Below are 20,609 nucleotides of genomic sequence, written 5' to 3'. Positions count from 1 at the left end.
GCGCCCCGCCTCCCCCATCGATCGGAGGGTCATTCCATATGGGTCGTCATCATGCTCTTGGCGCGCTCGAAGGCCGCGGGACCGAGGGCGAAAGGGCCGTCGAAGGGGCGCTCGTGGAGCGCGATGACCGACAGCGTCCCGACCATCGCCGTGGAGAAGATGACGAGCGTGATGACCTGAGCGCGCGGCTTGTCGACGTGGACGATGCCGATTGAGATCAGCGTCAGAGTGCAGAGAAACAGCAACGTCATCCACTTCGAATCGTCGCTCTCGCTCGCGCTCAGGGCCAGCCGCTCGCCGCGCGCCTCCCGCAGGTTCATGACCGTGGTCATCAGGGCGGTATGAGCGACGACACCGGATGCGCTGGTCTGAACCGGGTCGGCCACCATCTTCATGAGCCTGCTGAGCGCCGCCCCCGCCTCGCTGGAATAGGGCGTCTTCGTTCCCATCTTGGGGAACTCGTCGGCGATGACCGCATCCGCATAGGCGAGCAGCGCCTTCTGAATGTCGGACATGTCCGAGACCGTGGCCTCGCTGAGATCATAGGCGGCGATCAGGTTGGCCCGCTCCGTCTGAACGATGCGCGACGCCTTGCCCTGCCGCTCCCAGGCATCGTTCGCCACGAAACCGGTCAGCAGGGCGAGGAGAATTCCGATCGAGCTGAAGAACGACGCGACGATGCCGCCGACGTTGTTGAGCAGATGGGTCCGGGTGTAGGGGACGTTCGTCAGGACGACCAGGACAATCGAGACTGTCGCAAATAGTGAGGCGAGAATGACGATCATCAGCCAGATCGGCTGATCGAGCCAGAGTCCTAGGAGCATCGATAGACCTCGCGATCATATGGTGAGCCGGCCGCGCGGAAGAGCCCTCTTCTGGAGGAGTCCTCGTTTTGAGGAAACCTAGTCGGAATGTCCGGGTGGTTGGCGGATCTCCGATACTCCTTGAATGTGCTGTGGGCCAGTGCCCGGATCGACGACCACCGCCCCGGCACGGGGCGACCCGTCTGGCGCCGATACTTCCGGTCACGAGCGCACGTCCTCCCGCATCGGCTTTTGCGGAGAACCGGCATCCACTTTTCCGGCCGATGCTCTAAACACCATGCCCATGTCCGAGACTCCCTCCCTTCGCAGCAACGCTTCCGAGCATTTCACATTCCGCGTCGACGCCACCGACGGGCAGGCCCGCACCGGGGCGATCTCGATGCCGCGCGGGACGATCCGTACACCGGCCTTCATGCCGGTGGGGACGGCGGCCACCGTCAAGGCGATGTATCCGGGCCAGGTTCGCGACCTCGGCGCCGACGTGGTGCTCGGCAACACCTACCACCTGATGCTGCGTCCCGGCCCCGAGCGCATGGAGCGACTCGGCGGCCTCCACCATTTCATGAACTGGCCGCACCCGATCCTCACCGATTCCGGCGGTTTCCAGGTGATGTCTCTCTCCGCCTTGAGGAAACTCGACGAGCAGGGCGTCACTTTCCGCTCGCATGTGGACGGCTCGGCCCACCACATGAGCCCGGAGCGCAGCATCGAGATCCAGGGGCTCCTCGGCTCCGACATCCAGATGCAGCTCGATGAATGCGTGCGGCTCCCCGCCGAGCGGCCGGCCATCGAGAGCGCGATGCGATTGTCCCTGCGCTGGGCCGAGCGCTGCCGGCTTCAGTTCGGCGAGCAGCCGGGCAAGGCGATGTTCGGCATCGTCCAGGGCGGCGACTTGGCGGACCTGCGCGTCGAGAGCGCCAGGGGCCTCGTCGATCTCGACCTCAAGGGCTACGCCATCGGTGGCCTCGCCGTGGGCGAGCCACAGGCGGTGATGCTGGCGATGATCGAGACGGTGGAGCCGCATCTGCCCAGGGACAAGCCGCGCTATCTCATGGGCGTCGGCACGCCCGACGATCTCATGCGATCGGTGGCACGCGGCATCGACATGTTCGACTGCGTGATGCCGACCCGCGCCGGCCGCCACGGCCTCGCCTATACCCGCTTTGGACGGATCAACCTGCGCAATGCCCGGTTCGCCGAGGATACCCGCCCCCTCGACGAGACCTCCGCCTGTCCGGCGGCGCGCGACTATTCCCGCGCCTACCTCCACCATCTCGTGCGCACCGACGAGATCCTGGGCATGATGCTGCTCACTTGGAACAATCTGTCCTATTACCAGGATCTGATGTCCGGAATGCGGGGGGCGATCGCGGCGGGCCGCCTTGCGGATTTCGCCGGCGAGACTCGCGAGGCCTGGGCTCGCGCAGAGGCCGAGCGCGCCAGCGCGAATCTGGCCGGTTGACCCCTTCGACCCAACCCCCTATTGCGAGCCACGCTTCTCACGACAGCCGGCCCGATCGTCATCGAGCCAGGCCCTTCTGAGCAAGCGAGCGCGTAGCTCAGCTGGTAGAGCAACGGACTTTTAATCTGTAGGTCCTGGGTTCGAGTCCCAGCGCGCTCACCAACAATCACAACGATTTAGCTGCCGGTTGCTAGCCTTCGAAAAAAGGCTAGCAACCACATAGCTACCAGGGTGTTGCAGTCATTTCCCCGCTTGCGTTGTAGTGTAAGCGCTCGGTGGGAAGACTATTGGGTCAGGCGGCCTGATCGAGGGCCGTAAACGGGCCCCAATTCCACGGCAGCAGGTCGCCGAGGCGTCGGGCCGGATATTCGGCGATGCGGGTGAGGACGTCCCGCAGGTAGGCTTCGGTGTCGAGGCCGTTCAGCTTGGCCGTTTCGATCAGGGTGTAAAAGGCGGCCGCCCGCTCGGCGCCCCGATCCGTGCCAGCGAAGAGGTAGTTCTTGCGCCCGACCGCGACGCCGCTCAGCGCCCGCTCGGCCGGGTTGTTGTCGAGCCCGATACGCCCGTCGTCGAACACTCGGGGCAGCGCCCGCCAGCGGCTCAGCATGTAGTGGAACGCCTTGGCCAGGTCCGAGGGGCCGCAGAGCTGGGGCAGGATCGCCTCGGCCCAGGTTCTCAAGGCATCGGCGCGCGGCCGGGATCGGTCCTGGCGCTGTCGGTGTCGTCGATCGGGTGGCTGTCCGGCGATCTCGTATGCAGGTGTATCGGGTGATCAGAGAGGCCAGACCGACCGACTGTTTTCAGCGATGGCAATGTCCTGGTTGGGTGGTTTTGCAACGGTCTGCTTCCGGTAGATTATTTGAAGAAGCAGACGATGAAAAATTTGGTTTCGGCCGAATTTTCTATGTTGAACGAGCGGCAATTCCGTTGATCCCGATGCCGAGCCTCTCGGGACCACGTAGTGAGGCGCCTGGCCGGTAGGGCGGCGGATCGGACAGTAATCGCGGCGCGATCAGTCGGCGGCTGAGGGCCACCAGGGCGATCTCGGCCTCGATACGGGCGAGCGGCGCCCCCATACAATAGTGCAGACCGCCGCCGAAACCGAAATGCTGGACGTCCTCCCGATCCGGATCGAAGCGGTCCGGATCGGCGAAACGGGCGGGGTCGCGGTTCGCCGCGGCGAAGAGCAGGATGACCGGCGCGCCCTTGCGGATGGTGTGCCCCGCGATCTCGATGGTACCCAGCGCCTTGCGGGTCCTAAAGTGCACGGGCGGCTCGTAGCGGAGCAGCTCCTCGATGACACGCGGCGCGCGCTCGGGATCGGCGCGCAGCCGGTCCAGTTCATGGGGGTGGCGCAGCAAGGTGAGCATACCGTTGGTGATCAGGTTCACCGTCGTCTCATGGCCCGCCACCAGCAGCAGGATCGCCGTCGAGATGAGGTCGAAATCGCCCATCGCGGCCTTGCCGCCGGGGCCGGGCTTGGTGGTGATCGGATTGGCGAGAGCACTGAGCATGTCGGGCCCCGGCCGCCGGCGCTTCTCGCGGATCAAGGCGCGCATGTAGCCGGAGATCGCATCGAAAGCGGCGACCGTTTTGTGGCGGCTGGCCTCGTCATGGCGGGCATCGGGCTCCAGGGCGGTGGCGAGTTGCGTCGCCCAGCGCTGGAATTGCGGTTCGTCCACCTCGGGTACGCCCAGCATGTCGCAGATCACCGCGACGGGCAGCGGATAGGACAGGTCCTCCACGAGGCAGACTTCGTCGCGTCCCCGGCAGGCATCGATCAGCGCGTCCACGTCGCGGACGACGCGCTGCTTCAGCGCCAGCACCCGCGCCACCGTGAATTCCCGCATGACGACGCTGCGCAGGGTGTCGTGATCGGGCGGATCGCGGAAGATCAGCGGGCGGTGCGCGGTGGCGATGCGGTCCTTGATCGGATTGAGGAGCCAGTCCTTCAGGGGATTGCCGGTGCGGGGGCGGTGGGACGGAGGCAGATCCTCGGAGCTGAGGCGCGGATCGAAGATCAGGCTGCGGATCGCTGCATGCGTGCTCACCACGACGATGCCGTCGCGCTGAGGCGAGACCGGGTTCTCGCGCAGCCGCGCATAGATCGGATAGGGATCCGCGCGATTGGCCGGGTTCAGCACCTCGGAAAACAGCGTGTCTTCAGACATGACGGGCCTCGTCGGCGTGGGAAGCGGCGCGCGGTGGCGGGAAGCCGGGCTCCCTGGTGGCGAACCGGCCCTGGTCGCTGGCATCGCGGATCGGTGGGTAGGGGCTGCCGGCCATGATCGCCTCGGCATAGGCCGGGAGCCAGCGGGCCTGGTCGAACGACACGGCGGCGATGCTGCGGCCGGCACGGCCGTAGACGGCGAGGAAGCGTCGCGATGCGCGCGAACCCTGTACGATCGCCACCGAATCCGCGCCCTCGCTCAGGCCCACGGCCTTGATGTTGATCCCGAACTGGCTCGACCAGAACGCCGGGAGATGGTCGTAGCCATGCTGGTCTTCGGCCGGCGCCACCATGTTGCGCGCCGCATGCGCGCCCTGCGCGACGGCATTGCCCCAATGCTCCACCGAGACCAGCCGGCCGCCATAGAGCGGGTTCGGCCAGCGTGCCACGTCGCCGGCGGCGTAGATGTCGGGGCAGGTCGTGCCATCGGCGGCGAGGACGCGGCAGGCGCCGTCGCAGGTCACCCCGCCGGCATCCGCCATCAGGCCCGCATCACGCAGCCAGTCCGTGGCCCGGGTCGCGCCGAGCGCCACGATGACGAGGTCGGCCTCGATGGTACGCCCGTCCGCGAGATCGGCGCGAACCACGCGTCCTGACGCATCGCCCTCGAAGCGGAGCACCCGTGCGCTCGGATGAAACGCAACGCCGGAATCCTTCAGGCATTCTGCGATCACGCCGCCGATCCAGGTGCCGAGGGATCGGGCGAGCGGCGTCGGATTGGGATCGAGCAGGGTGACGGGCAGGCCGAGATCGCGGCAGCAGGAGGCCGCCTCGCAGCCGATCAGGCCGGCACCGACGATGAGGACACGGCGCGGGCCCCGGGCCAACGCTGCCCGCAAGTGCGCGGCATCGTCCCGGCCGCGCAGGGTGAAGATATTGGCGAGGGCGCCGCTCGACGCGGCCGGCCAGGGGCGCGCCTGGGCGCCCGTGGTGATGAGCAGCCTGTCGTAGGCGAGCACCGCCCCGTCCGCGAGGCGGATGGTCCGCGCGACGCGATCGAGACCGACTGCCGCGTGGCCCAATCGCCAATCTGCGTCGAGGGCGACGAGCAGTGGCAGTTCCGTCGCGTCTGGCGCCAATTCGCCGGACAGGACGTGCTTCGACAGCGGCGGCCGGTCGTAGGGGCGATGCGGCTCGTCGCCGATGAGGGTGAGCCGACCCGCATAGCCGTTTCGGCGCAGGGCCTCCGCCCCGCGAAGGCCGGCCAGCGACGCGCCGACGACGACGATGCCGGCATCTGCGGCGGCACTCACGGCGTCTCTCCGTCATCGGCCTGCAGGCTGATGGCGCGGACGGGGCAGGCCTGCACCGCCCGCTCGATCTCGCCTCGTCGGGCGCGGGGTGGCGCGGGGTCGTAGAACAGGATCTCGTGTCCCCGGACCTCGAAGGCGCCGGGCGCCGCGTAGCAGCATTGCGCGTAGCCCTGGCATCGGTTGAGATCGACCACGACGCGCAGTGGAGTCGTCGTGCTCGAAGCGGTCTCGGTGGGATGGGTCATGGCGATGCCTCGCTACTCGTCAGATGCCGAGGAACGGATCGTCGCGGTCGTCCGCCTGCGGCATCAGGTTGGCGACGGATCTCATGGGCAGGCCGGTCGTCGCGGCGAGCACGAGGGTGGCGGCGAACGCGATCATCCGGGGCGTTCGTGCCCTGGCATCGTGCGGGCGATCTTGGACCGATGCGGTCCGGGGGCGGCCGGAAATCGATATCGCGGTCATGCGGCGATCCCCCGGACGATCGGCCCGCCCCGAACTACGTCGTCGATCCCGGCGAGAACGGCCCGACCCGAATCCAGTCCCGCGAAGGCCCGCGCGAGGGACGCGGCCCGCGCCCGGAAGTGGGGTTGCCCGAGCACCGTATCGATCGCCTCGCGGAGTGCGCGGGCCGTCGGATTATTGGTCGCGAGGTTGAAGCCAGCGCCCGACCAGCCGATGCGCGCGCCGATCTCCGCCTTGTCCTCGGTCAGCCCCGCCGAGACGAGGGGCACCCCGGCCGCGAGCGCCTGCGAGACGCTGCCGTATCCTCCGTTCGTGACGAGGAGGCTGATGTCCGGAAGCATCGCGTCGAACGGAAGGAACGGCGCGACCCGGGCATTGCCGGGCAGAGGCCCGCTCAGGGCTTCGACCGGGCGACCGCCGGTGGTCGCGACCACGAGAAGGTCGTCGCGATCCGCCAGGGCCGCCAAGGTCGGCTCGATCAGTTCGCCGAAATCCGCGTTGGCCAGGGTCCCTTGGGTGACCAGGACGACACGCTTGGTCACGTCGCGGGCACGCCACCAATCCGGAAGCGGCGCATGTGTCGGGGGAACCGGCAGCAGGCCGGTGAAGCGAAGATTGGGCGGCAGCGTCCCGTAATCGTACTCGAACTCGGGGACGGTCGGCTGGAGGAACAGGTCCGGGAGAATGGCGATGGAATGCGGAAGCGATGCCGGCAGGGGCGGCAGGCCGAGCCGAGCCAGTTGCGCATCCGCATAGGCACGCACGGGATCGACGAAGGCGGCGTCCATGCCGGCCTTCAGTAAGGCGTAATGGGCGCGCTCCGTTTCCGTTCGGGCCGGCGGCAAACCGAGGCCGACCGGTGCGTCGTCGGGCCTGTCGAGGAACAGGAAGCTGACGTTCAGGACGACGATGGGCGGACGCGGCCGGGAGCCGAGCAGCAGGGGCAGCACGCCGAGGAACAGGCTTCCGGCGACGATCACGTCAGGCCGCTCCGCCTCGACGAGCCGGCTCAGGGCCTCGAACTGGACTGGGATCGGGTCGATGAAGCGCCGCGCGAACTCGCGCCGGTAGCGCTCGGGCCCTGCGGGCAGGCCGGTCTCGCGGTATTCCGCGGCATGGCCGTCGTCGATGGGGGCGAAGCGCAGGCCAGCGGACTCGATCTTATCGCGAAACTCCTCTGCGGTGGTCATGACGACGCTGTCCCCGCGTGCGGCGAGAAGCCGGCCGGCGGCGAGGAGCGGGGTAATGTGCCCTGTGAGGGCCGTGGCGGCGATCAGTACCTTCATGGCGGTACGTCCTCGATGCGTCGGTTGCGATGCAAGGCAATCGCTGCGGCGCACCCAAGGGTTACATGCCGAGCCTCCGGGCGCGTGCGCCTGCGCACCGTTCTTCCCAGCGGCGCTCATGTCCGCCGCAGGCCGACGCCCTCCGTCCATGCCCGCAGCCGGCCCTCTGCGATCGCCTCCCTGGTGTGCCGGTAGCCGATCTCGGCGATCGCCTCGAAGCTCGACCAGGCCCGCAGGTCGATGCCGGCGAGGGGCGGCTTGAGCAGGGCGGCGGCGTGGCCCACCGCCATCATCGATTGCGCGTCCCCCGAGACCGTCGCCGCCCGCAACAGCAGGGGCGCGATGCCCGGCATGGCATCGGGGACACCGAGCATCCGCCGGATCATGCGGCCGCGCCAGGAGCGCGCCGGCATGTCGCCGAAGGCGCGGTCGCTGCCGACATCGATGGCGAGCACCGGCCCCCGCTCCAGGCCGGCCATCACGTCGGCCGGCAGGTTGTTCATCATCCCACCGTCCACCAGCACACCCTCCTCGGTGCAGACCGGCGGGAGCAGGCCCGGAATCGCGATGCTGGCGCGCAACGCCCCCGGCAGGTCGCCGGAGCGATGGACCATCGCCGAGCCCGTCGTCAGGTTCGAGGAGACGCACAGGAAAGGGAGCCAGAGATCCTCGATCCGCGCGCCGCCGAACCATGCGGCCAAGCCCGCATCGACCTTCGCCCCGCGGGTCAGCGCGTGATAGGGCAGCGTGTAGTCGTTGAGGGGATTGTGCCCGACGAAGAAGTCGAGGGTCCGCGCGCGGATCCGCTCGATGCTCCACCCCATGGCGAGGCTCGCGGCGACGACGGCCCCCATGCTGGTGCCGCCGACGAAGTCGGGAGCGCAGCCGGCCTCGTCCAGGGCCTGCAGCACGCCGAGATGGGCGAGCCCGCGCGCACCGCCGCCGCCGAGGACGAGGCCGCGCGCCGTGCCGCTCGCGAGACGCGCGAGCCGGCGGAGATCGTCCGCGTTGCCTGCCCGCACCGGAATGCGGAGAGCCGCAGGCAACGCGGCGACGTCCGGGTGAAGGGCACGGGGCAGGATTGCGTCTGCCGTCTGCGGGACGGCGAGATCCATCCGGATCCAGTCCGATCTGAGGCTCCCGAGCCAGGCGGCGGCCCCGGGTCGCGGTGGCCGGCCGGGCTCGGCCAGCAGCAGGACATGGTCCGCGTGGCGCAGGCACAGGCGGCACCACGGACAGCCGACCTCGTGGGCCACGAAGATCGTGCGGGCGTGACGGTTTTCGTAGTCGTGGAACCATGCCTCGTCGGCCCCATCCGGCCAGCAGGTGAGGCATCCCGTGGTCCCGGTCATGGTGTCGTCAAAGGCGCTGGCCAGGGCCTGCCCGAAGGCGGCCGCATCGAGCCCCTCGGTGACGGCGAGCACGGCGACGCTGCGCGATGCGTGGCGAACCGCCTCGCCCATCTGCGTCGCGCGCATGCGCTCGGCGAGCAGCCGGGCGAAATAGAGCAGCATCCGGGGATGGTGCTCGACCACCTCCTCGAAATCCGCCCGCGTCAGCCGCAGCAGACACGAATCGCGAAGGGCCGTGGCCGTCGCCGATCGAGGGGCCGGCGACAGCAGCGCCATCTCGCCGAAACTTTCGGGCGGACGCAGGCGAGCGATCCGGCGTGGCGAGCCCATGGTGGCATCGGCGGAAATCCCGATGGCACCGGAGACCAAGGTGTAGAGAGCATCCCCGGCCTCGCCCTGCGCGAACAGCGTGCTGCCTCCGGCCACCGAGACCGGGACCATGCGCGCGCGCACCGCGGCAACGGCCTCGACGTCCAATCCGCCGAGGAACGGAATCTCCGGTCCCGTCATGGCCGTCGCTTGAGCATGGCGGCCGCCCGCGCGTAACCGCCATCGGCACCATCGACGAAATGGACGTGGTCGTCGTGCAGGACCGAGGGGCTGACACAGGTCACGACGGCGGCATCCTGTCGGTGGACGCCGTAGCGCACCAACCCCGCCTCTTGCGCGAGGGCGAGACGGGTCTCGATCCGATCCGCCGTGGCGACGGGACAGGCCACGGTGAGGCGGAGCCCGTCGTCGTATTTCCGGAAATCGGCATTGGCGGCGAGCCGCCGTCGATAGCGACGTGGCGAGAAGCGTCCGAACGGCAGGCCGAGACTGAACAGCGCGAAGGCGGCGCCGCGCGTCACGAACATCGCTGCCCCGCGCAGGAGCCCCGAGCCCGCCAGCGTCCCTTCCGCCCGCGCGTCAGCGACGAGGCCTGACCAGGGCGGTCGCATCGGTGGTCCCGATTCCGGCAGAGGGCGCCCCATGCCGGGGCTCGCATCGACCTCGGCCAGGATGGCGCCGAGGGTGGCAAGGAGGGCTTCTCGATCCGCGCCCTCTCCGGGCACGACGATCAGGGACAGGACCAGCCCATCCCGCGCGGGCACGGCCTCGAACCGGCAGGACAGGCCGGTGAGATCAGGCTTCGCACCGGCCGGAGCCGCCGGGATCGCGTGGAGCCCGCGCTTCATCGCGGCATCCGCGTAGGCGAGGCCGCCGCCCGAGAACATCGCGTAGTCGACATGGGCGGAGGCCGCGTAGCGCGCGACACGGAGGTCCCGGCCAGCCTCGCGCACCGCCGCGACCGGGATCAGCGCGGCCCGCAGATCGAGCCCGAGGGCCTCGCGCACCCACGTCACCGTCTCGGCCAGCACCGCCTCGACCGTGGCGCGATGTTCGGGTGGGACGAGAAGGGTCGCACCGTCACCGCCGAAGACGAACGGCAGGTCGGCGCCAGGAAGGGCGTTCTTCACGGCCGTGATCAGGGCGGCGCCGGCGATGTTGACCGATCGATAGCGCCCATCCTCGATGGCCCGGGTCGACATCACCACGTCGCACAGGGCGATCCACCATGTGTCCGGCACCGGGACGTAACGGGTTTCGTCGAGGACGTCGGAAAATCGTGTGAAACGTGGCACGTCGGCGTAGCGAAAAGGAACCGACACGCTCGCCTCGGCCTGACCCATCTGCGGGCATGTAGGCGAGCCCGGCCCGGCTTCGACGTCCGTTAGGGCGTGGCGCGCAGGCATCGCCGAGCATCCTTTCGCCTTCGACATCTTCCGCGGGGCAAGATTTTTGGCGAGCGGCCGCCATTGGGTTTCGCCACGTTACCCGACTCGGTTACGCGGCCACCATGAATCTTTCGGTCGGAGCACCTCGTTCCGCATTACTGGAATTCACGCAATCGACACAAAAAAGCTGCCCGGACGAGATCCGGACAGCCTCGAAAGGCGGTGAAACGCGAAATTTACTTCGGCATCAGGACGGTATCGACCACGTGGATGACGCCGTTCGACTGCATCACGTCGGCGATCGTGACGGTCGACATGCCGCCCTTGCCATCGACGAGTTCGATCTTGCCGCCCTTCTCCTCGGCGGTGAGGCTGCCACCCTCGACCGTCTTCAGCATGGCCTTGCCACCGCCGGCCTTGATCGCCTTCTGGAGATCGGCCGCCGTCATGGTGCCGGCCACCACGTGGTAGGTCAGGATCTTGGTGAGCGTCGCCTTGTTCTCGGGCTTCACCAGCGTATCGACCGTGCCGGCCGGCAGCTTGGCGAAGGCGGCGTTCGTGGGCGCGAACACCGTGAACGGACCCTTGCCCGAGAGCGTCTCGACGAGACCGGCGGCCTTGACCGCGGCGACGAGGGTGGTGTGGTCCTTCGAGTTGACCGCGTTCTCGACGATGGTCTTCGACGGGTACATCGGCGCGCCACCGACCATCACCGTCTTCTCTTCCGCCGCCTGGGCCGCCGTGCCGAATGCGCCGGCGCCGGTGAGTGCCATGGCGACGGTGAGGCTTGCGACCTTGAACATGCGTGTCATGCGTAACTCCGATTGTCGGCCCCGTCGTGCGGGGTCGTCGATCGTTACGGCCGGAGGTACGGAGAAGTTTCAGGCAAGCCTTGCTGGGGAGAATGATTTCATCCTGGCCGCCTTGAAGAGGGAAAGTTTCTTGTTCTTCGAAGTGATGTCCCTGCCGTGAGCGAGGCTCGTCGCGGCCGAGGAGCGATGAGACACAAAGCGTGACTTGGGGAAGTGGACGGACGATGGGTCTAAGATTTCCCTCGTCATAAAAGGCCTGTAACCAGGCTTCGCCTCCGACGAATGACTTGTATCCCGCATCGTCCCGGAGCACGCCATGTCGTCCCGCCTCATTCCTCTACTCCTCGCGCTGGGACCGGTCCTGCTCGTGTCCGGCCCTGCGCTGGCCCGGCCAGTGGTGGTGGAACTGTTCACGTCGCAAGGGTGCTCGTCCTGCCCGCCGGCGGAAGCGCTGCTCGGCGAGCTCGCTGGCCGCGACGACCTCTTGGCGCTGGGATTCCACGTCACTTACTGGGACGATCTCGGCTGGAAGGACACCGCGTCCTTTGAGGGCGCGACCGAGCGGCAGGCGACCTATGCGGGGCTTCTCGGCGAGGGAAACTTCACGCCGCAGCTCGTGATCGACGGACGCAGGAGCGTTGTGGGTTCGCGCCGCACGGAGGCTACCTCGGCGGTCGCGGCAGCCCGGGCCGAGATGGGCGCCGAAACCGAGATCGCGATCGTGCGCCGGAACGGCCGCTTTGCCGTGACGGTTGGGGCCGGTAAGGGTAGCGCCAAGGTGTTCCTCGTCGGCTTCGACCGGTCCCTACGCACCCCCGTGGCACGGGGCGAGAACAGCGGACGCACCCTCGTGCAGGCCAACGTCGTGCGCTCGCTGCGCACCCTCGGCACTTGGTCGGGCGAGCCACTGGAGTTCAGCGAGGCGCTGCCGGCCGGGCAGGATGCTGCCGTGATCGTCCAGCAATCGGACGGCCGCATCCTCGGAGCCGCACGCCTTGTGCCGGGCGCTTAAGCGATGGCCTTTCGGGACGAGGCGCCAATGCCCGCCGGCTCGCCGCATACGCGCTTGATCGACAGGCTGGCCGGAGGGCTCGTCCCGGTACGGCCTCTGGGCTCACCGCTCCGGCGCGTGCTCGGCTGGCTCCTCGTCGTCGCCTTCCCGGGCGCCGGCCTCGCGGCGGTCGCCGACCTGCGGGGCGCGCTTTCGCGCCACGCCGCAGACCTGGACCTCGTTCTGGCGGCCATCGGATCGATCGCCACCGCCGTCACGGCGGCGGCCGCCGCGATCCTCGCGACACTGCCCGACCGTGATCCGCGCTGGGCCATTCTGCCCGCGACGAGCCTTGCGCTCTGGATCGGGGCGAGTGTCTCAGGCGCGGAGCATGGAGCGCCGATCTCCCTGTCGGAAGCCTGCGCCTACGTCGGATTCATCCTGGGGCTCGGCGTTCCCTTCGCGCTGCTCCTCGCCGCGATCCTGAAAGGCGGCTATGCCCTCCATCCATCCCTGAGCGGCGGCCTCGCGGGTCTCGCTGCGGCCTCCGCCGCAGCGTCGATCCTCGGCCTGTTCCACCCCTTCGCCATGGCACTGAACGATCTCGCCCTGCACGCGCTCGCGGTGGCGCTGCTCTCGGGGGCCGGTGCCGGTTTCGGCCGGCGCCTGCTCCGCGCGAGCGCCTGACGATGGTCCTGCGCGACCCCGTTCGGCGAAGGCTGCTCGCGTGCCTCGCCCTCTTCCTTCTCGGAGCTTTCCCGGTGCGTGCGGCGTCCACCGCGTGGATCGGCGACGATAGGGCGGCGGTGCGGCTCGTGACGGCCACGGACGCCGCGAGCCGTGGATCGCCCGTCGAGGCGGCCCTCGAGTTTCGGTTCGGTGACGGCTGGCACGGGGCATGGCGTAGCCCGGGCGATGCCGGCCTCGCCCCGACCTTCGACGGGAGCGGATCGGAGGGGGTCGTGCTCAACTCCATCGCCTGGCCCGCGCCGCGCCGCCTCTCCGTCGGCGACCTCCAGACGTTCGTGTACGAATCTGGGACCGTCCTGCCCCTCCGGTTCGCACGGCGCGGCGACGGGGCCGCGCACCTTCACCTGCGCCTCGTGCACGCGGTCTGCGGCGAGGTCTGCGTGCCCTATCGTGCGACCCTCGACCTCGCGCTACCCGCGGGAACGGATCGGCCCTCGGCGGAGGCGGGATTGATCGATGCCGCGCACGCGCGCATCCCTGGCCCCCCGGAGGCTGCGGGTTTCGCCGTCGTCGGGCAGGCCCGCGAGGGACCGCCGGACGATCGGCGCCTGGTCCTGCGGGTGACCAGCGAAGGCAGCGCCTTCATGGCGCCGGACGTGTTCGTCGAGGGTCCGAAGGGGGCCGTGACCACCCCTCCGGCGGTTGCCCTGTCCGACGGTGGGCACACGGCCCGGCTCACCCTGAATCTGTCGCCGGACGTCGCGGATACCGATCTCCGCGTCACCCTGGTCGATGGCCTGCGCAGCGCCGAATTCACGGTTTCGCCCATGGATGGCATCGGCTGGGGTGGGTGGCTCGCCATCTTGGCGACGGCCCTGATCGGAGGCCTCGTCCTCAATGCGATGCCTTGCGTCCTGCCGGTCCTGTCCCTGAAGGTCTTCGCGTTGACGCGGGCAGCCGGAGCGGATCGGCGAGGCGTCCGGGCCGAACTCCTCGCCACGGCGGCGGGCATCGTCGCGTCCTTCCTCGCCATCGCCCTGGTTCTGATCGTCCTGAAGGCCTCGGGCGCCAGTATCGGCTGGGGCATCCAGTTCCAGGCGCCGTGGTTTCTCGCCGGCATGGCCCTGCTCACGGTGCTGTTCGCCGCGAGCCTGTTCGAATGGGTCACCATCGGGCTACCCCGTCCGGTCGCCGCGCTTGGATCGCTGCGCGGGTCCGGCCGCCTGTCGGAGGCCTTCCTCACCGGCGCCTTCGCCACCCTGCTGGCCACGCCCTGCTCGGCCCCGTTCGTCGGAAGCGCGGTGGGCTTCGCGCTGACCCGGGGACATGTCGACATCCTGCTGGTCTTCACGACGCTCGGCCTCGGGATGGCGCTCCCCTTCGCGCTCCTCGCGCTAAAACCGGGTTGGACGCGCCTGCTGCCGCGACCGGGCTTTTGGATGATCCGGCTTCGGAGCGGGTTCGGCCTGCTTCTCCTCGGAACGGCCGCGTGGCTCATGACGGTCTTCGCCGAATTGGCCGGCATTCCTCGGGCGATGGGGTTGGCGGGTATCCTGATCCTTCTCCTCGGCTGGCTCGCCCTGAGCCGACCGCCGCGCGTTCCCGATCGTCGCCGAAGCCTGGTCACGGCGGCCCTCGTCCTCGCGCTCGTCCCCGTCACGGTGTGGCCGTCCGGCTTCGGACCCTCCCCGGTGGCTCGGACGGAGGGTGGACCCTGGCGCGCCTTCGCCCCCGAGGCGATCCCGGCCCTGGTGGCGGAGGGCAAGGTCGTCGTCGTGGACGTGACGGCGTCCTGGTGCCTGACCTGCCGGCTCAACGATGTCACCACCCTCGATCGCGCGGAGAACCGTGCGCGCCTGTCGGCGCCCGACACGGTCGCGATGCGGGCGGACTGGACGCAGGCCGACCCAGCCATCCTCGCCTTCCTGCGCCGCTTCGGACGTTTCGGGATTCCGCTCGTGGCCGTCTACGGGCCCGGTCTGCCGCGCGGAGAAGCCCTGCCGGAATTGCTGACGCCGGCAACGATGCGGGCTGCCATCGTGCGGGCGGAGCGCGAGAACGCAAACAAGACAACGACGGAATTTTTGCCCTGACCTGTAACCGTCGTCGGCGCCCCGCCGAAACACAGTTCAGTACCGCCAAGATGTTCGGTACATCCCAGAAGGATAACCTCACATGAGCATTCTCTTCCGCGTCGCCGCTGCTCTCGTCCTCGCCACCGCCGTCTCCGGGGCCCCGGCTTATGCCGTCGATTCCATGGCCAAGGACAGCATGGCCAAGGACAGCATGGCGAAAGACTCCATGGCCAAGGACGGCATGAAGAAGGACGGGATGAGCAAGGATTCCATGGCCAAGGACAGCATGGCCAAGGACTCGATGGCGAAAGACAGCATGGCCAAGGACTCCATGAAGAAGTAAGTTCGGCCTCATGCGGACGGCGCGGGTCGGCCTTCCGGGCCGCCCGTTCCTCATGCCGGGTTTCTCGCCGGCTCTCCCCGCAGCGTCCGGAATCCCTGCTCCCATGCCTGTTCAATCAGCGGCATTGTCCGGCGAGGCGTCCCTGTCCGCCGCGATGCAGGCGGCGCAGGTCGGCGATGCCGCCGCTTACCGGGCGCTCCTGCGCGATTGCGTGCCGGTGATCTCCGCGATGGCACGGGCCAAGGGGGTTCAGGGCGCAGCTCTCGACGACGTTGTGCAGGACACCCTGCTTACCCTCCATCAGGCACGGGCGACCTACGATCCAGCCCGCCCGTTCCTGCCGTGGTTGCGCGCCATTACACAGCGGCGGGCGGTCGACGCGTTGCGCCGCAAGGGGCGTCGTCCGAAGGAAGTGCATGAGCCGCTCGCCTATGAGGCGCGTGCCGACGCCGGTCCCATGCCGGGTGACGACCTGGAGCGTCGCGAGCGCGCAGCGATCCTCGCTACGGCCGTCGCGCATCTCCCCGAAGGACAGCGGGAGGCGATCGAGCACATCGCCCTACGCGAATTGTCCCTCGACGAGACATCAACGCTCACAGGGCGGACCAAGGGTGCGCTCAAGGTCAACTTCCATCGCGGTCTGAAGGCCCTCCGCGTCTCTCTCTCATCCCGTAAGGAGGGCACGGATGCCTGATCCGGCCACCCATGACCGATCCACTCAAGTCCCGTCCACCCACGACCTCGTCGAGGATCTGGCTCAATCGCTCACGCCGGTCCGCCGGCTCCCGAGCCCGGGGCGCCGGACCCTCATCTGGTCCGGTGCGGTGCTCACGGTGGGGCTCCTCCTCGTGCCGATGTCCGACCTTTCGGGATTGCGGGCGCGCCTCGCCGTGTCGGACCTGCACTGGGCGGCCGTCGGCGCGATCCTCACGGCTATCGCGGCCGCCCTTGCCGCCTTCCAGAGCAGCGTGCCCGGCCGAAGCGCGGCCTGGTCATGGCTCCCGCTTCCCCCGCTCGTTCTCTGGCTCGGCGCCAGTGGGCTCGGCTGCCTTCGCGGTTGGCTCGCGCCGGCCGCCAACCTCGCCGAGCCGGAGGAGATGCGAGGCTGCTTCGTGTTCCTGATGGGGGTCTCGCTGCCGCTGTCCGTCCTGCTGGTGCTGATGCTGCGGCGGGCCTGTCCGTTACGCCCCAATCTTACGGCGGCCCTCGGGGGACTCGCCGCAGCCGCAGCGGCCGCGGCCTTGCTGGTTCCGCTTCATCCGCACGACGCCACCGCGACGGACCTGTTGGTTCACCTCGTCGCCGTCCTCGTCGTCGTCGGCCTGAACGGTCTTTTCGGCGGGCGCCTTCTCGACAGGACCGCAGGGTCGCGAGGCCGGCACCGCGAGGCCGACCTGTAACCTGCTCGATCCACAAGGCGAATGACAGTCCAGGGCCTCGGCAAGGAACTCGCCATCAAGGAACTCGCCATCATGGAGCTCGGCATCATGGACCGCAGACAGATACTCACGGCCGGCGTCTCGGCGCTCGGCATCCTGACATTCCTTCGCGCCGCCGGAGGGGCCCTGGCCGGAACCTTCGCCGTCGTGAAGAGCGAGGCCGCCTGGCGGGCCCAGCTCGGGTCCGCCGGCTACGCGGTTCTGCGCCAGCACGGTACCGAACGCGCCGGCTCGAGCCCGCTCAACGCCGAGAAGCGCGCCGGTCGTTTCGTCTGCGCCGGTTGCGACCAGCCGCTCTTCGCCTCCAGCGCGAAGTTTGAAAGCGGAACCGGCTGGCCGAGCTTCACCGCCCCCCTCGTGGAGGCCGTGGGCACGACGACGGATTCCAGCCTGGGGATGAGCCGGACGGAGGTGCATTGCCGCCGCTGCGGCGGCCATCTCGGCCACGTCTTCGACGACGGACCGAAGCCCACGGGGCAGCGCTACTGCATGAACGGCATCGCGCTGCGCTTCGAGCCCGCCTGAAACGATCCCGCTTTTCGGGTCCAACGCTCCGCAAGCCAGCAACCCTTCAGGACGGTCCCGATGCATCCCCCTTCGCCACGGGCCGAGCGCCCGATCCACCCCCTCGTCGTCCGGATCACCCATTGGGTGAACGCTCTGGCCATGCTGATCATGATCACCAGCGGATGGCGCATCTACAACGCTTCACCGATCTTCGGCGACTGGGCGTTCCCGAAGGCCATCACCCTGGGCGGCTGGCTCGGCGGGGCCCTGCAATGGCACTTCGCGGGAATGTGGCTCCTCGTCGCCAACGGCCTCGTCTACCTGACCTATGGTCTCGCCTCGGGCCACCTGCGCCGGCGCCTCACGCCCCTGCGGCCGCGCGAGATCGCGCATGATTTCGTCGCGGCCCTGAAGTTCCGGCTCCCCCACGACCCGGGCGTCTACAACGCCGTTCAGCGCCTCCTCTACGTTGCTGTCCTGCTCATTGGCATCGTCATCGTGCTCTCCGGACTCGCGATCTGGAAGCCGGTCCAGTTCGCGCCACTGACAGCGCTGCTGGGCGGCTACGACACGGCCCGGATCGTCCATTTCCTCGCCATGACCGGCATCGCTGGCTTCGTGGCGGTGCACCTCGCCCTGGTGCTCCTGGTTCCGAAGACCCTTCCGACGATGATCATCGGCCGTGAGCCCCATCTCGGCCGCAACCACGTGGTGAAGCCATGAAGCCCTTCGATCGCCTTCTCCGCCGTCCACGTCCGGATATCACGATTCCCGAGACTCACCTTATTCGGGCCGACCGACGCCTGTTCCTCCGCGGCGGCCTCGTCGCGGCGGGAAGCCTCGCACTCGGCGGGTGCGACCTCTCGGACAACCCGCAGGTGGAGAGCATCCTCGGTGGCATCTCGCGGCTGAACGATCGCGTTCAGGGCGCCCTATTCGGAAGCACGCGTCTTGCCCCGACCTTCGATGTCGCGGACATCACCCCGGACTTTCCCTTCAACGCCTATTATCCGGCGAGCAAGATCCGGGTGATCGACGGTTCGACCTGGAAGCTCGAACTCGCCGGTCTCGTCTCCGACAAGGCGCCGTGGACGCTCGACAGGCTGAGGACCCTACCGCAGGAAGCGCAGATCACCCGCCACGTCTGCGTGGAGGGCTGGAGCGCCATCGGGCAATGGTCTGGGGTCCCGTTCCGCACCTTCCTCGAACGGATCGGGGCCGACACGACCGCACGTTACGTCCGCTTCGCCTGCGGCGACGACTACTGGACAAGCATCGACATGCCGAGCGCGCTTCACCCCCAGACGATCCTGGCGCTCGACTACGCCGGCGCGCCCCTGCCACCGAAATACGGCTTCCCAGTGAAGCTGCGCATCCCGACGAAGCTCGGGTTCAAGAACCCGAAGCACATCATGGCGATTACGGTGACGAACGATTATCCGGGCGGTTACTGGGAAGATCAGGGCTACAACTGGTTTTCCGGGCTGTAGTGAGTCTGAACGTGAATCGCCCGACATCCATCGATCGATGACATGTGGACCGCAGCTAAACGGGTGTTGCCGAGCGGTTTGGCGGCCACTGGCTCCCGGAACGGCATGAGGTTTTGAAATGCTGAAATTCTTTTTCAATGGCTCTCCGAACCCGACGAAGGTCGCGCTGCTGCTGGAGGAGCTCGGACTGCCCTACGAGCCCATCCCGATCGACACCCGCAAGGGTGACCAGTTCGCGCCTGATTTCCTGGCCCTCAATCCGAACGGCAAGGTGCCGGTCCTCGTCGACGACGCGGACGTGATCTTCGACAGCAATGCTATACTTCTCTACCTCGCCGAGAAGACCGGACGATTCCTGCCGCCCTTGGGTAGCGACCGAGCTCCGCTCCTGTCCTGGCTGATGTTCGTCGCGACGGGCGTCGGGCCGTTCTCCGGCCAAGCGGTCCATTTCCGGCACTTCGCCCCGGAGCAGGTGCCCTATGCCCAGGCGCGTTACAGCTTCGAGGCACGCCGTCACTACGACGTGCTAAACGCACACCTCGCGCAGCGCCGCTATCTCGTGGGCGACGAGTATACCATCGCAGATATGAGTGCCTGGGGATGGGCCCGAATGATCCCCTTCGTTCTCGGCGAAACGGCCTGGGCGGAGTTGCCCCACCTCAAGCGCCACCACGATGAGATCGCCGCTCGCCCGGCTGCGGTGCGTGCGGTCGGTCTCAAGGACCGCTTCGCCTTCAAGTCAGAAATGGACGACGAGGCCCGCGCCAACATGTTCCGACACCTCAAGTCCTGACGATCGTCATCGCCCTGGAACGCCCCCATAGCTGGTCGTCGCGCCGTCTCTGTCGTCTCGCCGCCGCGAGGGAAACTCCGGAACGTTCAACCAGCGAACGTCCGCTTCCGGGAATGTCGCAAATCGGCCTGTTCGGCAATGTTGGGTCGATAAGAGCCATTCGCCCTACATCTTTCGAAAGATCATGGCTTTGAGCATCCGGTGTTCAGTGTCATCGATGTGACCGGCGGTGCGGAGATCGCCGAGGCGTTCGAGTTCCCGCACTGCATCGGCCGGCGAAAGGGCGGGCCGTTCGTGTCCGCCACTATCCCTGTGAGGGGCTGCCACGAGGGCGACCCGCCGGGTGTCGTTGACGAACAGGTTCAGCCCCGACTCACCGCCCTGCGAGGCGTCCGGCATGTCCGGCCGATGCACCGCGTGCAGCGCCCAGACCAACGCCACGACCCACCCGACGAGCGTTCCACCGAACAGGCCGTTGACCGCCAGGATGACCCAGCGGTTGGGATGGCGCCGATGGAAGGCGATGATCGATGGCAGGCCGTAGATCGCGATGCAAACGGTGACCGCGACCAACACCCAGGCTGTGTCGTCGTTCACGCGCCGCGCGCCTGCGACAGGGCCTGCGCCTTCATCACTTCGAACTCGGCTTCCGACAGGCTACCGTTGGCGCGAAGCTGCGCCAGCCCCTCGATCTCGGCGATCACGTCACGCTGTGGCTGCGCGAGGGGTTGAGCCGGCACGGGGCCTGAGGGGGCAGCGCCAATTGAAGCGGGCACGGCACCGGCTGCAGGGTCAGCCGGGTTGGTCGAATGCCCGACCATGGAGCGGTCGTAGGTATCGATCTTCCAGAAGCAACGCGGCCCAGCGAGGTCGAAAGCG

21 protein-coding genes, 1 tRNA gene and 1 pseudogene are annotated in these 20,609 nt (G+C 68.2%); 12 read left to right on the top strand and 11 right to left on the bottom strand.

The window, feature by feature from the left end:
• Positions 1–29: 29 nt before the first annotated feature.
• Entirely contained in the window at positions 30–824 is a 795-nt protein-coding gene (locus MBTS_RS03805; RefSeq protein WP_056142283.1) for a bestrophin-like domain, read from the bottom strand.
• 283 nt (positions 825–1,107) lie between these two features.
• On the opposite strand from MBTS_RS03805, the gene tgt reads away from it, so the two are divergent.
• Complete coding sequence (gene tgt, locus MBTS_RS03800; RefSeq protein WP_018043987.1) at positions 1,108–2,286, top strand: tRNA guanosine(34) transglycosylase Tgt; 1,179 nt, start codon at positions 1,108–1,110, stop codon at positions 2,284–2,286.
• 86 nt (positions 2,287–2,372) lie between these two features.
• A tRNA-Lys gene (locus MBTS_RS03795) sits at positions 2,373–2,448 on the top strand.
• A gap of 130 nt (positions 2,449–2,578) precedes the next feature.
• On the opposite strand, the pseudogene MBTS_RS03790 reads toward MBTS_RS03795, so the two are convergent.
• The 8 genes and pseudogenes from MBTS_RS03790 to MBTS_RS03755 form a co-directional block, all read right to left on the bottom strand.
• Positions 2,579–3,037: pseudogene (locus MBTS_RS03790) on the bottom strand (IS66 family transposase); the annotation flags it as partial.
• A 151-nt stretch (positions 3,038–3,188) separates the two neighbouring features.
• The gene (locus MBTS_RS03785) at positions 3,189–4,457 is read right to left on the bottom strand and encodes a cytochrome P450 (RefSeq protein WP_147830787.1); all 1,269 of its coding nucleotides are present in this window, start codon (positions 4,455–4,457) and stop codon (positions 3,189–3,191) included.
• Positions 4,450–5,769, bottom strand: a complete 1,320-nt coding sequence (locus MBTS_RS03780; RefSeq protein WP_147830785.1) for an NAD(P)/FAD-dependent oxidoreductase — start codon at positions 5,767–5,769, stop codon at positions 4,450–4,452. The genes MBTS_RS03785 and MBTS_RS03780 overlap by 8 nt, the downstream gene beginning before the upstream one ends.
• Positions 5,766–5,972, bottom strand: a complete 207-nt coding sequence (locus MBTS_RS03775) for a ferredoxin (RefSeq protein ID WP_056453122.1) — start codon at positions 5,970–5,972, stop codon at positions 5,766–5,768. Before MBTS_RS03775 ends, MBTS_RS03780 begins: the two co-directional genes overlap by 4 nt.
• Before the next feature lie 258 nt (positions 5,973–6,230).
• The gene (locus tag MBTS_RS03770) at positions 6,231–7,520 is read right to left on the bottom strand and encodes a nucleotide disphospho-sugar-binding domain-containing protein (protein ID WP_192215107.1); all 1,290 of its coding nucleotides are present in this window, start codon (positions 7,518–7,520) and stop codon (positions 6,231–6,233) included.
• A gap of 116 nt (positions 7,521–7,636) precedes the next feature.
• A complete protein-coding gene (locus tag MBTS_RS03765; protein WP_192215106.1) occupies positions 7,637–9,382 on the bottom strand; it encodes a patatin-like phospholipase family protein in 1,746 nt (581 codons plus the stop codon).
• Positions 9,379–10,545 (bottom strand): DUF3095 domain-containing protein, encoded by a 1,167-nt coding sequence (locus tag MBTS_RS03760; RefSeq protein WP_192215116.1) that lies wholly within the window; start codon positions 10,543–10,545, stop codon positions 9,379–9,381. The genes MBTS_RS03765 and MBTS_RS03760 overlap by 4 nt, the downstream gene beginning before the upstream one ends.
• A 281-nt stretch (positions 10,546–10,826) precedes the next feature.
• Positions 10,827–11,393, bottom strand: coding sequence for a fasciclin domain-containing protein (locus MBTS_RS03755; protein WP_147831175.1), 567 nt, complete (start codon positions 11,391–11,393; stop codon positions 10,827–10,829).
• 325 nt (positions 11,394–11,718) lie between these two features.
• Here MBTS_RS03755 and MBTS_RS03750 point away from each other — a divergent pair, with 325 nt between their 5' ends.
• From MBTS_RS03750 to MBTS_RS03705, 10 genes are all read left to right on the top strand, one after another.
• The gene (locus MBTS_RS03750; RefSeq protein ID WP_192215105.1) at positions 11,719–12,414 is read left to right on the top strand and encodes a DUF1223 domain-containing protein; all 696 of its coding nucleotides are present in this window, start codon (positions 11,719–11,721) and stop codon (positions 12,412–12,414) included.
• A 27-nt stretch (positions 12,415–12,441) separates the two neighbouring features.
• Positions 12,442–13,080: an NrsF family protein gene (locus MBTS_RS03745; RefSeq protein WP_192215104.1), complete on the top strand. Its 639-nt coding sequence runs from the start codon at positions 12,442–12,444 to the stop codon at positions 13,078–13,080.
• 74 nt (positions 13,081–13,154) lie between these two features.
• Entirely contained in the window at positions 13,155–15,176 is a 2,022-nt protein-coding gene (locus tag MBTS_RS03740; RefSeq protein WP_192215103.1) for a protein-disulfide reductase DsbD family protein, read from the top strand.
• Positions 15,177–15,258: 82 nt separating this feature from the next.
• On the top strand, positions 15,259–15,501 hold the full coding sequence (locus tag MBTS_RS03735; RefSeq protein WP_056142311.1) for a pentapeptide MXKDX repeat protein: 243 nt from the start codon (positions 15,259–15,261) through the stop codon (positions 15,499–15,501).
• 103 nt (positions 15,502–15,604) lie between these two features.
• Positions 15,605–16,195, top strand: coding sequence for a sigma-70 family RNA polymerase sigma factor (locus MBTS_RS03730; protein WP_056142526.1), 591 nt, complete (start codon positions 15,605–15,607; stop codon positions 16,193–16,195).
• Positions 16,188–16,901 carry an NrsF family protein gene (locus tag MBTS_RS03725; protein ID WP_192215102.1) on the top strand — a complete coding sequence of 238 codons (714 nt, stop codon included), beginning with the start codon at positions 16,188–16,190 and terminating at the stop codon, positions 16,899–16,901. Before MBTS_RS03730 ends, MBTS_RS03725 begins: the two co-directional genes overlap by 8 nt.
• An 87-nt stretch (positions 16,902–16,988) precedes the next feature.
• Positions 16,989–17,465, top strand: coding sequence for a peptide-methionine (R)-S-oxide reductase MsrB (msrB, locus tag MBTS_RS03720; protein ID WP_056142529.1), 477 nt, complete (start codon positions 16,989–16,991; stop codon positions 17,463–17,465).
• A 60-nt stretch (positions 17,466–17,525) separates the two neighbouring features.
• Positions 17,526–18,170, top strand: a complete 645-nt coding sequence (locus MBTS_RS03715; RefSeq protein ID WP_192215101.1) for a cytochrome b/b6 domain-containing protein — start codon at positions 17,526–17,528, stop codon at positions 18,168–18,170.
• Positions 18,167–18,937 (top strand): molybdopterin-dependent oxidoreductase, encoded by a 771-nt coding sequence (locus tag MBTS_RS03710; protein WP_192215100.1) that lies wholly within the window; start codon positions 18,167–18,169, stop codon positions 18,935–18,937. Before MBTS_RS03715 ends, MBTS_RS03710 begins: the two co-directional genes overlap by 4 nt.
• A gap of 118 nt (positions 18,938–19,055) precedes the next feature.
• Positions 19,056–19,730: a glutathione S-transferase family protein gene (locus MBTS_RS03705; RefSeq protein ID WP_147831159.1), complete on the top strand. Its 675-nt coding sequence runs from the start codon at positions 19,056–19,058 to the stop codon at positions 19,728–19,730.
• Positions 19,731–19,895: 165 nt separating this feature from the next.
• Here MBTS_RS03705 and MBTS_RS03700 read toward each other — a convergent pair whose 3' ends face one another.
• Together MBTS_RS03700 and MBTS_RS23635 are read right to left on the bottom strand one after the other, a co-directional pair.
• Positions 19,896–20,327 (bottom strand): superinfection immunity protein, encoded by a 432-nt coding sequence (locus MBTS_RS03700; protein ID WP_210322644.1) that lies wholly within the window; start codon positions 20,325–20,327, stop codon positions 19,896–19,898.
• A partial coding sequence (locus tag MBTS_RS23635; protein WP_238254124.1) for an SHOCT domain-containing protein occupies positions 20,324–20,609 on the bottom strand: 286 nt, incomplete at its 5' end. The genes MBTS_RS03700 and MBTS_RS23635, both read right to left, overlap by 4 nt.

It is taken from the genome of Methylobacterium bullatum (assembly GCF_014845095.1).
In the GTDB taxonomy this organism is placed as follows: domain Bacteria; phylum Pseudomonadota; class Alphaproteobacteria; order Rhizobiales; family Beijerinckiaceae; genus Methylobacterium; species Methylobacterium bullatum.
This window is presented reverse-complemented; position numbering and strand designations above follow the sequence as displayed.

Bases quoted from the DNA above. Each gene is read 5' to 3' on its own strand.
- MBTS_RS03805 (WP_056142283.1), bottom strand. From the start codon at position 824: ATGCTCCTAGGACTCTGGCTCGATCAGCCGATCTGGCTGATGATCGTC.
- tgt (WP_018043987.1), top strand. From the start codon at position 1,108: ATGTCCGAGACTCCCTCCCTTCGCAGCAACGCTTCCGAGCATTTCACA.
- MBTS_RS03785 (WP_147830787.1), bottom strand. From the start codon at position 4,457: ATGTCTGAAGACACGCTGTTTTCCGAGGTGCTGAACCCGGCCAATCGC.
- MBTS_RS03770 (WP_192215107.1), bottom strand. From the start codon at position 7,520: ATGAAGGTACTGATCGCCGCCACGGCCCTCACAGGGCACATTACCCCG.
- MBTS_RS03765 (WP_192215106.1), bottom strand. From the start codon at position 9,382: ATGACGGGACCGGAGATTCCGTTCCTCGGCGGATTGGACGTCGAGGCC.
- MBTS_RS03760 (WP_192215116.1), bottom strand. From the start codon at position 10,545: ATGGGTCAGGCCGAGGCGAGCGTGTCGGTTCCTTTTCGCTACGCCGAC.
- MBTS_RS03755 (WP_147831175.1), bottom strand. From the start codon at position 11,393: ATGTTCAAGGTCGCAAGCCTCACCGTCGCCATGGCACTCACCGGCGCC.
- MBTS_RS03750 (WP_192215105.1), top strand. From the start codon at position 11,719: ATGTCGTCCCGCCTCATTCCTCTACTCCTCGCGCTGGGACCGGTCCTG.
- MBTS_RS03745 (WP_192215104.1), top strand. From the start codon at position 12,442: ATGCCCGCCGGCTCGCCGCATACGCGCTTGATCGACAGGCTGGCCGGA.
- MBTS_RS03735 (WP_056142311.1), top strand. From the start codon at position 15,259: ATGAGCATTCTCTTCCGCGTCGCCGCTGCTCTCGTCCTCGCCACCGCC.
- MBTS_RS03730 (WP_056142526.1), top strand. From the start codon at position 15,605: ATGCCTGTTCAATCAGCGGCATTGTCCGGCGAGGCGTCCCTGTCCGCC.
- MBTS_RS03725 (WP_192215102.1), top strand. From the start codon at position 16,188: ATGCCTGATCCGGCCACCCATGACCGATCCACTCAAGTCCCGTCCACC.
- msrB (WP_056142529.1), top strand. From the start codon at position 16,989: ATGGACCGCAGACAGATACTCACGGCCGGCGTCTCGGCGCTCGGCATC.
- MBTS_RS03715 (WP_192215101.1), top strand. From the start codon at position 17,526: ATGCATCCCCCTTCGCCACGGGCCGAGCGCCCGATCCACCCCCTCGTC.
- MBTS_RS03710 (WP_192215100.1), top strand. From the start codon at position 18,167: ATGAAGCCCTTCGATCGCCTTCTCCGCCGTCCACGTCCGGATATCACG.
- MBTS_RS03705 (WP_147831159.1), top strand. From the start codon at position 19,056: ATGCTGAAATTCTTTTTCAATGGCTCTCCGAACCCGACGAAGGTCGCG.